Origin of the sequence: Polymorphospora sp. NPDC050346 (assembly GCF_040655695.1) — a bacterium.
GTDB classification, from domain to species: domain Bacteria; phylum Actinomycetota; class Actinomycetes; order Mycobacteriales; family Micromonosporaceae; genus Polymorphospora; species Polymorphospora lycopeni.
The window spans coordinates 78,203-87,787 of sequence record NZ_JBFAKM010000032.1; the positions used below are offsets into that span (position 1 = coordinate 78,203).

The 9,585-nt window shown below is 69.7% G+C and carries 9 protein-coding genes and 1 pseudogene; 8 read left to right on the top strand and 2 right to left on the bottom strand.

What is annotated here, in order from left to right; all coding sequences use genetic code 11:
• Positions 1 to 23: 23 nt before the first annotated feature.
• Positions 24 to 1,058: a LacI family DNA-binding transcriptional regulator gene (locus AB0I42_RS27605; RefSeq protein WP_357541585.1), complete on the bottom strand. Its 1,035-nt coding sequence runs from the start codon at positions 1,056 to 1,058 to the stop codon at positions 24 to 26.
• A 250-nt stretch (positions 1,059 to 1,308) separates the two neighbouring features.
• Here AB0I42_RS27605 and AB0I42_RS27610 point away from each other — a divergent pair, with 250 nt between their 5' ends.
• The 6 genes from AB0I42_RS27610 to AB0I42_RS27635 are packed head-to-tail and all read left to right on the top strand — an operon-like array spanning position 1,309 to position 7,095.
• Positions 1,309 to 2,415, top strand: coding sequence for an amino acid ABC transporter substrate-binding protein (locus AB0I42_RS27610; RefSeq protein WP_357541587.1), 1,107 nt, complete (start codon positions 1,309 to 1,311; stop codon positions 2,413 to 2,415).
• A 7-nt stretch (positions 2,416 to 2,422) separates the two neighbouring features.
• Positions 2,423 to 3,307, top strand: coding sequence for a branched-chain amino acid ABC transporter permease (locus AB0I42_RS27615; protein ID WP_357541589.1), 885 nt, complete (start codon positions 2,423 to 2,425; stop codon positions 3,305 to 3,307).
• Positions 3,291 to 4,433, top strand: a complete 1,143-nt coding sequence (locus AB0I42_RS27620; protein ID WP_357541591.1) for a branched-chain amino acid ABC transporter permease — start codon at positions 3,291 to 3,293, stop codon at positions 4,431 to 4,433. Before AB0I42_RS27615 ends, AB0I42_RS27620 begins: the two co-directional genes overlap by 17 nt.
• A complete protein-coding gene (locus AB0I42_RS27625) occupies positions 4,430 to 5,185 on the top strand; it encodes an ABC transporter ATP-binding protein (RefSeq protein WP_357541593.1) in 756 nt (251 codons plus the stop codon). The genes AB0I42_RS27620 and AB0I42_RS27625 overlap by 4 nt, the downstream gene beginning before the upstream one ends.
• The gene (locus AB0I42_RS27630) at positions 5,175 to 5,957 is read left to right on the top strand and encodes an ABC transporter ATP-binding protein (RefSeq protein ID WP_357541595.1); all 783 of its coding nucleotides are present in this window, start codon (positions 5,175 to 5,177) and stop codon (positions 5,955 to 5,957) included. Before AB0I42_RS27625 ends, AB0I42_RS27630 begins: the two co-directional genes overlap by 11 nt.
• Positions 5,950 to 7,095 (top strand): Gfo/Idh/MocA family oxidoreductase, encoded by a 1,146-nt coding sequence (locus AB0I42_RS27635; RefSeq protein WP_357541597.1) that lies wholly within the window; start codon positions 5,950 to 5,952, stop codon positions 7,093 to 7,095. The genes AB0I42_RS27630 and AB0I42_RS27635 overlap by 8 nt, the downstream gene beginning before the upstream one ends.
• A 49-nt stretch (positions 7,096 to 7,144) precedes the next feature.
• On the opposite strand, the gene AB0I42_RS27640 is transcribed toward AB0I42_RS27635, so the two are convergent.
• Entirely contained in the window at positions 7,145 to 7,378 is a 234-nt protein-coding gene (locus AB0I42_RS27640) for a hypothetical protein (RefSeq protein ID WP_357541599.1), read from the bottom strand.
• A gap of 117 nt (positions 7,379 to 7,495) precedes the next feature.
• On the opposite strand from AB0I42_RS27640, the gene AB0I42_RS27645 reads away from it, so the two are divergent.
• Positions 7,496 to 8,164: a hypothetical protein gene (locus tag AB0I42_RS27645; protein WP_357541601.1), complete on the top strand. Its 669-nt coding sequence runs from the start codon at positions 7,496 to 7,498 to the stop codon at positions 8,162 to 8,164.
• Positions 8,165 to 8,333: 169 nt separating this feature from the next.
• Positions 8,334 to 9,585: pseudogene (locus AB0I42_RS27650) on the top strand (hypothetical protein); the annotation flags it as partial.

Here is a 9,585-nt window from a genome sequence, read left to right on the forward strand (position 1 = left end):
GTCAACCGGGCGGGTACCCGGGCTCAGCCGGACGGGACCGGGCCGGTGGAGTCGCGTACGACGAGTTGGTGGCCGGTCGACTTGCGCCGGGGGCGTTGCGACTGCGGCTTGAGCGCCATGGCCAGGGCGAGTTCGCCCATGGCGGCCATCGGTAGCCGTACGGTGGTCAGGCTCGGGGCGAGGTCGGCGGCGACGGAGACGTCGTCGAGGCCGACCACCGAGATCCGGTCGGGCACCGCGATCCCGTGTGCCCGCAGCGCGGACAGCACGCCGATGGCCATCGCGTCGGTGAGGGCGATGATCGCGGTGGTCTCGGGATGGTCACGCAGGATCTGTTCGGTCGCCTGGAGTCCACTGTCCCGCGTAAAACTGGTGGGTATGACCGGGATGTCCGACCAGGTCAGTCCGCCCCGCTGGATGGCCCCCGCGATGCCGGCCAGCCGGTCCTCGACCGTGGTCAGGCTGTCGGGTCCGGACACCACGGCGATGCGGCGGTGGCCGAGGGAGAGCAGGTGTTCGGCGGCCGAGCGGCCGGCGGCCTCGTTGTCGGGCAGCACGGCGTCGGCGGTGAGGTGGTGGCGGCCGATCACCGAGACCCGGCCGCCGCTGGCCTGGAACGCCGTCAGGGCGGCCTTCGAGCGGGCCTGTGCCCGCGGGTCGCAGTAGCCGGAGCCGGCGACGATGATGATCCCGGCCCGGTGCGCGATGATCGTCTGGATCTGCCGGAACTCCTTCTCCGGGTCCCGGCCGGAGTGGCAGATCTGGACCATGAGGTCCCGCTCGCCGGCGACCCGGATGACGCCGCTGGCGATCTCGGAGAAGTACGGGTCGCCGATCTCGTGGACGATCAGCCCGACGGTGGAGGTCGAGCCGCCGGCGAGGGTGCGGGCGTGCATGTTGGCCACGTACCCGAGCTGGTTCGCGACCTGGCGGACATGCTCGGCGACCTTGTCGCTGACGCCGTCGCGACCGGCGAGCGCGCGCGAGGCCGTGGCCAGCGAGACGCCGGCCAGTTCTGCCACGTCGGCGAGCCGCAAGGCTGAACGAGATCTAGGCATGTTGTCGCCCCTTCACGCCGCTGACTCGGGACCGAAATCTCCTTGTGACGCTTGCCACCCCACGGGTGCCGTAGCTATGTTACGGAAGCGCTTTACGAAAGCGCTTCCGTAACACGGATGCGAGGAGTTACTCATGAAGGCAACGGCTCGAGCCCGGCGGGGTGTGATCGCTGGAGCTGCGGTCGCGGCACTGGCCCTCTCCGGCTGCTCCGCCGCGGGCGGCTCCGGCGATTCAGCAGATGATCCTATCGTGATCGGCATATCCCTCCCGTTGACCGGCGACTTCTCCGAGCCCGGCAAGGGTGTCCAGCGTGGCTACGAGGCCTGGGCGAAGGTCGTGAACGACAAGGGCGGCCTGCTCGGCCGCCAGGTCGAGTTGAAGATCCTCGACGACCAGTCCAGCGCGGACCGGGTCGTCGCCGACTACGAGCAGTTGCTCGGCCGCGACAACGTCGACCTGGTCTTCGGCCCGTTCTCCACCCGGCTCGTGGTGCCCTCGGCCCGGGTGGCCGAGGAGTACGGCATGCTCTACGTCGAGCCGGCCGGCGCCGCCCCGGAGGTCTTCGAGCAGGGCTTCAAGAACCTGTTCTACGCCGCCCCCGCGGTCGCCAACGACCACTACAACTACCTGGCCGAGTACATCCTCGCCCTGCCGGCCGACCAGCGTCCGCAGACCGCGGCGTACGCGGCCATGGACGACCCGTTCGCCCAGGGCACCGCGTACGGCCTGAAGGAGAAGCTCGAGGCCGGCGGGGTGCGGACCGTGGTCGACGAGGTCTACCCGCCGAACACCACCGACTTCAACAGCATCGCCGCGAAGATCGCCTCGTCCCGGGCGGACATCGTCGTCGGCGGCACCCAGTACCAGGACGCGGTCAACCTGATCGTCGCCCTCCAGCAGCTCAACTACCAGCCGAAGCTGGCCGCGTTCTCGACCGCGCCGACCAACCCCGAGTTCAGCAAGGCGATCGGGGCCAAGACCGAGGGCATCCTCGCCCCGACCGGCTACACCACCAAGGCCACCTACCCCAGCAACACCGAGTTCGTGCAGGCCTACACCGCGCAGTTCGGCACCCCGCCCGGTGAGGACGAGGCCAACGCGTACACCACCGGCCAGGTCGTCGCCGCCGCCGTCGAGGCGGTCGGCTGCGCCGAGCAGGGCGACTGCCAGCAGAAGCTGGTCGACTGGCTGCGCGGCAACACCGTCGAGACCGTCGTCGGCCCGCTCTCCTGGGACGCCCAGGGCCGCCCGCAGGGCGCCCACATGATCCAGCAGTACGTCAACGGCCAGATCCAGATCGTGCTGCCGGGCGACACCAAGGAAGCCGACATCATCTACCCCAAGCCGAGCTGGTGATCATTTCGTGTCCGGCACCCTGATCTTCCAGAGCATCGTCCTGGGCATCCTGCTGGGCGGCCTGTACGCCCTGCTCGCCGCGGGCCTGACGCTCTACTTCGGCGTCATGCGGGTGGTGATGATCGCGCACTCGGCGTTCCTCATCCTCGCGGCCTACCTCGCCTGGTACTTCAACCAGCAGACCGGGCTCGACCCGCTGCTGTCGCTGTTCGTGACCGTCCCACTGTTCTTCCTCGTCGGCGTGGTGATGCAGCGACTGCTCATCACCCGGCTGCGGCCGGCCACCCTGACCATGATGTCCGTGCTGCTCACCTTCGCGATCGCCCTGATCATCGAAGGCATGCTCGGGTACGTCTTCACCGGCACCCAGCGCCGGATCAACCTGAGCTACAGCGGTTCGAGCCTGGACCTGTTCGGGGCCCGGGTCGCGGTGGTCAAACTGATCGCGTTCGGCCTGGCGGCCGTCTCGCTGCTCGCCCTCTACCTGCTGCTGAAGAAGAGCCGGTTCGGGTGGGCGCTGCGGGCCACCATCCAGCACAAGGAGGCCGCCCAGCTCACCGGCATCGACACCGACCGCATCGCCGGCTTCGGCTTCGGGCTCGGCCTGGCGTCGGCCGCGATCGGCGGCACCGCGCTGTCGCTGGACTCGACCATCTACCCCTCGCTGCACTGGCACTGGATCGGTCCGCTGATGGCGATCATCGTGGTCGGCGGGCTCGGCAGCGTACCCGGCGCCGCGATCGCCGCCATGGTGCTCGGCCTCGGCCAGAGCCTGCTGCAACTGCCGCTCGGCACGACCTGGGCGCAAACCGTCTTCTACGTCGCGCTGTTCGGCACGTTGGCCTTCCGGCCGCAGGGATTCTTCGGAGGTCGCCTTGCCCAGAGGTTCTGAAACGACCGCGCCGGCGGGCGGCCTGCTGCCCGCCCGGCTCGGCACACCCGTACGGCTGATCGCCCTCGTCGTCGGTGCGGCGCTGGTGCTGTCGTTCCCGCTGGTGGCGCCGAACCCGTACATCCTGTCGGCCGGCGTCGTCGTGCTGAACTACGCGATCCTGTCGACCGCGTGGAACTTCGTCGGCGGCTTCACCGGCTACATCTCGCTCGGTCACGCCGCGTACTCCGGCCTCGGCGGGTACGCGACCGGCCTGCTGATCACCAAGGCCGGCGTACCGAGCTTCGTCGCGCTGATCCTGGCCGGCGTGATCGTCGCCGCGCTGGCGGTGCCGATCGGCATCGCCGCGCTGCGGGTCCGCGGCGCGTCGTTCGTGATCGTGTCGATCGCGCTGGTGCTGATCCTGCTGCTGGTCTTCCAGAGCTGGGCGGCGTTCACCGGCGGCTCGAACGGCCTGGTCGTACCCCGGCCGTTCCCGGACCTGCTGCGGCCCGAACACCACATGGTGTTCTTCTACCTGTACGCCGGGCTGATCGCGATCGCGCTGCTGGCCTGGTGGGCGATCGACCGGTCCCGGTTCGGCATGGGCCTGAAGGCGATCCGCGAGGACGAGGACAAGGCCCAGTCGCTGGGTACGCCGACGTTCACGTTCAAGCTCATCGCGTACGTCGTCTCGGCGCTGTTCACCGCGCTCGGCGGCGGCCTGTACGCGCTGTGGTTCGGCGACCTCGACCCGATCTTCCAGTTCTCCATCCTGACCGGCTCCTACATGGTGCTGATGGCGCTGCTCGGCGGCATCCGGCACCTGTTCGGTCCGCTGCTCGGCGCGTTCATCGTCGGCATCGCGCTGGAGATCTTCAAACTGGAGTTCGGCAGCACCCAGCTCCACCTGGTCGCGGCCGGCCTGCTGCTGGGCATCGTGGTGCTGTTCATGCCGGACGGCATCATCCCGGCGGTCGGCAACCTGGTCAGACGGTTCCGGCCGACGGAGAGTTCGATCCGGGAGGTCACCGCGGCCGAACTGCTGGAGCAGAACAAGGCCCGGGCGGCGGCCGCCGGCAAGCCGGCGCCGCCGGCCGCCGACGCCGACGCGGCGTCCGAGACGAAGGCGGAGGTCAAGCGATGACGGCCCCGACGAAGAGCGGGATCCGCAGCCTGGAGACCGTCGAGCTGACCAAGTCGTTCGGCGGTGTCACCGCCGTCAACAAGGCCACGGTCACGTTCCACCACGGCAAGGTCAACGCCCTCATCGGCCCCAACGGCTCGGGCAAGACCACGTTCTTCAACTGCGTCACCGGCATGATCAAGCCCGACTCCGGCCAGGCCACCTACCGGGGGCAGGACATCACCGGCAAGGCGCCGCACAAGATCGCCCGGGCCGGCATCGGGCGCAGCTTCCAGCTGTGCCGGGTCTTCCCCCGGATGACGGTGCTGGAGAACATGCTGGTCGCGGTCCGCAACACCAGCCTGCGGGCGCAGCTCGCCAGTTCCCGGCACTCCGGCGACATCGAGCGGGCCCGCGGGCTGCTCAACCGGGTCGGCATCGACCACCTGGAGCACGCCGAGGCCCGCAACCTGTCGTACGGGCAGCAGAAGCTGCTCGAGTTGGCCGGCGTGCTGATGGGCGACCCGGAAACGATCATGCTGGACGAGCCGGCCGGTGGCGTCAACCCGGCGTTGATCGGTCGGATCGGCACCCTCGTGCAGGAACTCAACGCCGAGGGCAAGACGTTCCTCATCGTCGAACACAACATGGACATGGTCATGAGCCTCAGCGATCACGTCGTGGTGTTCGACCGTGGCCGGCCCATCGCCGACGGCCCGCCGTCGGTGATCAAGACCGACCCCCGAGTGCTGGAGGCCTACCTTGGCGTCTGAGTTTCTCCTCGAGCTGAACGACATCGAGGCGGGCTACGGCCGGGCCGCCCTCGTGCTGCGCGGGCTGACCGTCAAGGTGCCGCCGGGCACCGTGGTCTGCCTCGTCGGCCCGAACGGCGCGGGCAAGTCCACCGTGCTCAAGGTCGCCAGCGGGCTGCTCAAGCCCCGCTCCGGAACGATCAAGGTCGACGGCAAGGACGTCACCGGCCAGGGGCCGCAGCAGATGCTGCGCTCCGGGCTGGCACACGTCCTGCAGGGACACAGCGTGTTCCGCGAGATGACGGTGGCCGAGAACGTCAACCTCGGCGCGTACACGCTGCGCGACAAGGCGGTCATCAACGAGCGGATCGAGTTCGTCAAGGAACTCTTCCCGGTCGTCGCCGACCGCTGGAAGTCGCTCGCCGGCCTGCTCTCCGGCGGCCAGCAGAAGCAGGTCGAGTTCGCCCGGTCGCTGATGGTCAGCCCCAAGGTCGTGCTCCTCGACGAGCCGTCGATGGGGCTGGACCCGAAGACCACCAGCACCGTGTTCGAGCAGGTGGTCCGGATGCGTGAGGCCGGCGTCGCCGTACTGCTGGTGGAGCAGAACGCCCGGCGGGCGCTGGAGACCGCCGACATCGGCTGCGTACTCGACCTGGGGCGGGTGCACATCACCGGCCCGGCGCCGGAACTGCTCGCCGACCCCAAGCTCGGCGAGCTGTACCTCGGCGGCCGGCCGGCCGACTCGACCGCAGACAAGGCGCCCGCCGGCAAGGGGGTGACCGTCGATGGCTGAGCGGCTGATCCGGGTGGTGATGAACGGCGTCACCGGCCGGATGGGGTACCGGCAGCACCTGCTGCGCTCGGTGCTGGCCATCCGCGCCGACGGCGGCGTGGTCACCCCCGACGGCGACCGGGTCCAGGTCGAGCCGGTCCTGGTCGGCCGCAACCGCGACAAGCTGGCCCGCATCGCCGCCGACCACGACGTGGCCGAGCACACCACCGACCTGGACGGGGCCCTGGCCGACGACACCGCCACGGTCTACTTCGACACCCAGACCACCAGCGGGCGCAAGAAGGCCATCCTCAAGGCGATCGCCGCCGGCAAGCACGTCTACACCGAGAAGCCGGTGGGGGAGACCGTCGCCGACGCGCGCGAACTCGTCGAGGCGGCCGCCACCGCCGGCATCATCAACGGTGTCGTGCACGACAAGCTCTACCTGCCGGGGCTGCTGAAACTCAAGCGGCTCGTCGACGCCGGCTTCTTCGGTCGGATCCTGTCGGTACGCGGTGAGTTCGGCTACTGGGTCTTCGAGGGCGACCTCCAGCCGGCCCAGCGGCCGAGCTGGAACTACCGCGCCGAGGACGGCGGCGGCATCGTCCTGGACATGTACTGCCACTGGAACTACGTGCTGGAGAACCTGTTCGGCCGGGTCCGGGCGGTGACCGCCAGGGCGGTCACGCACATTCCGGAGCGCTGGGACGAGCAGGGCAACCGGTACGACGCCACCGCCGACGACGCCGCGTACGGCATCCTCGAACTCGAGGGTGACATCCTGGCGCAGATCAACTCGTCGTGGACGGTCCGCGTCGACCGGGGCGAACTGGTCGAGTTCCAGGTCGACGGCACCCACGGCTCGGCGGTCGCCGGCCTGTTCGGCTGCAAGATCCAGCCCCGGGTCCGGACCCCGAAGCCGGTCTGGAACCCGGACCTGCCCACCGACCAGGACTTCCGCGCCCAGTGGGAGCAGATCCCGGACAACCAGGAGTTCGTCAACGGGTTCCGCGCCCAGTGGGAGCAGTTCCTGCTCGACGTCGACGCCGGGCGTCCGCACCGGTACGACTTCGCCGCCGGCGTACGCGGTCTCCAGTTGGTCGACGCGGCGCTGCGGTCGTCGAACGAGGGGCGCCGGGTCGAGTTGCCCGGGCTCTGACGGCGTGACCGGTGCCCGGGGTGGTGACGCCGCCCCGGGCACCGGTCTTTCACCAGTGCAGGCGTTTGGCGTTCGGGTCGACGCCGCGGTATTCGCGCCGCGGGCCGGTCGGCCGCCACCAGACGAGATACGCCACCAGCATCGCCACGGCCTGGAGCGCCCACAGGGTTGTCTGCCAGTTCGTCTCGTCGGGGTCGAGGACGAACGCGCGGATCGTGGCGAGGACCAGGAAGACGCCGGTCGCGGTCCCCGCGACGCCTGATTTGACCGGACCTGGCGTCATCTGACATATGCCAGCACTGGACCGTGGTATTTCCGTCCCCTGGACCGGCTCCTGAATCCATGACCTCACCGGCGTGGAGCCCCACGCCGGTGCCCCCGTCGACGGGAGACAACTGTCATGGCGATTTCGGGTAGCCGAGTCCGACGCGCGGCGACGGCCCTGCTCGCCGGCGTGGCCGTGGCCGGCCTGCTGGGTGCCACCGCCGCCGCCGCACCGCCGGACGCCACACCGGACCGGCTCATGACCGTGACCGACGTCTGGATGAGGGACGTCTCCGGCGACGTCGGACTGCAGCCGCATTCGGGCAGCCCGATCTGGGCCAGCCCGGACCTGAAGATCTGCCCGACGGCGGTGGGGTGCTTCAGCAGCGTGTCCCCGGTCGTCGGCGGAACCAACCACATCGTCACCACGCTGCGAAACCCCGGACCGTACGGCGAGGGCACCGACACCGGAACGCTGGCGTTCTACCGCTCGTCCCCGAGCGGCAGCCTGGTCTGGCCGACCGCCTGGACATTCGTGACCTCGGTGATCGTCACCGTCCCGACCGGTGGCACCACGGTGAGCGTCCCCTGGATCAGCGTGCCCGGCCCCGGTCACTTCTCCCTGATCGCCGTGTGGCGGTCGCTGAACGATCCGCTGTCGCCGCTGACCCCCGACATCCTGACCAACGTCCGGAACAACAACAACATCGTCTGGCGTGACCTCGACTCCGTCGCCCTCCTCGCCGGAGGTGGCCTCGGAGCGAAGCATCCGCCGGCGACGGTGCACACGACGTCGGTGGGGTAGCCGGGCGCCAGGATTCGTGCCAGGTCCGTGGACCGCGGCACGAACCCCGTGCGCGGCCGTACGTCCAGCCGCTGGCCAGAGACCGTCCAGTGCCCGTCGATACGTTGCGGCCAGCCGGCGGTCCGAGTTTCTGCGACAGGTGGCCGCCACCGACCTCGGAGGAGGACACATGCCCGATTCCCACGTACGAAGGCGCCTGCTCGCCCTGGCAACGGCCGCGATGTGCGTCGTGGCCCTGCTGCCGGGGCAGTCGGCGGTGGCGGCACCCGCCGATCCCGCCGCACTTCCGCTGTCGCAACGGGCGCTGCCGGAGTCGTGCGCGCCGCGGCTGGCGGAGGCGTCCCGCAAGGCCGCCGGTAAGGGCGGCACCGGGACCTGTGTCGAGATGGGCAAGCTGAGTCGCGCCACCGCCCCCGCGGCGGCCGCTTCGGGCGGTTCCGGTACCACGGCCGTCACCTGTGGTAACTCGGCCTGGGCGATGGCCCGGTTCGGAGCCTGTGCCACCGCACCGGTCACGCTCTACGTCTACATCGTCCCGTCCGGGGCTCTGGTCGGCATCATCGACATGACGGTCACCTTCATGGCCGACCTGGGATCGATCGACGGCCGGCCCCGGTACAACGTCACGGTGCGGGCCACCGCCCTCGCGGGCCAGGTCCTCGGGACCCTGATCACCCACGAGGGCTACTGCGAGTACGGCTGCAACGGGTTCACCGGCGGCAGCGCCTACCGCTTCGACTACGTCGGGGCACAGGCGAACTTCATCCTCAACGCCGCGCCCGGAGCCACCGCGCCCGGCGCCGTCCACACCGCCCAGATGATGCTGTACTTCTGGTTCGTCAACGCCGCCTGGAGCCCACCGGTGTCCAACGCCGTCGGCGCGTCAAGTCCGCAGTTCCGCTGCGACAACGCCGTACCCGGGTTGAACCAGCCGGGCTGCGTCTATCCGTCGATCCGGCCGGTCTACACGCCGAGCCCGGCCAACAACAGCTACCGGCAGCACATCCAGATGGCACTCGACCACAACCTGCCCCGGACCCTGACCCGGACCACCGACTCCTTCGACCACACCCAGAACCACAACCGGGCCTGCCCCGGCATGCACCGCCCCCCGGACGGATACAGTTGCGACGAGTACCCGTTCCAGTCCACCCTGCAGGGCGCCTTCACCGGCGGGCACACCTACGGGCGTACCTTCTCCGGCTGTCAGGTCGGCTGGCTCGACGTCCGGCAACGCGGTGACAACGGCGGGTGGAACGTCTGCTACATCCCGGCGTTCGAGAACAGCAGCGGCGGCAACGAACTGAACCGCTTCTACGTGAACAACCGCGTGATCGACCGCGACTCGTTCGCGCGACCGGTCCGGAACGGGTGGCGGCCCTGCTGCCGCGGGTACGGCCGGGCGGCGTGCTGGTCAGCAT

Excerpts from the sequence above, each read along its gene's own strand:
- AB0I42_RS27605 (WP_357541585.1), bottom strand. The coding sequence starts at position 1,058 with ATGCCTAGATCTCGTTCAGCCTTGCGGCTCGCCGACGTGGCAGAACTG.
- AB0I42_RS27625 (WP_357541593.1), top strand. The coding sequence starts at position 4,430 with ATGACGGCCCCGACGAAGAGCGGGATCCGCAGCCTGGAGACCGTCGAG.
- AB0I42_RS27635 (WP_357541597.1), top strand. The coding sequence starts at position 5,950 with ATGGCTGAGCGGCTGATCCGGGTGGTGATGAACGGCGTCACCGGCCGG.
- AB0I42_RS27640 (WP_357541599.1), bottom strand. The coding sequence starts at position 7,378 with ATGACGCCAGGTCCGGTCAAATCAGGCGTCGCGGGGACCGCGACCGGC.
- AB0I42_RS27645 (WP_357541601.1), top strand. The coding sequence starts at position 7,496 with ATGGCGATTTCGGGTAGCCGAGTCCGACGCGCGGCGACGGCCCTGCTC.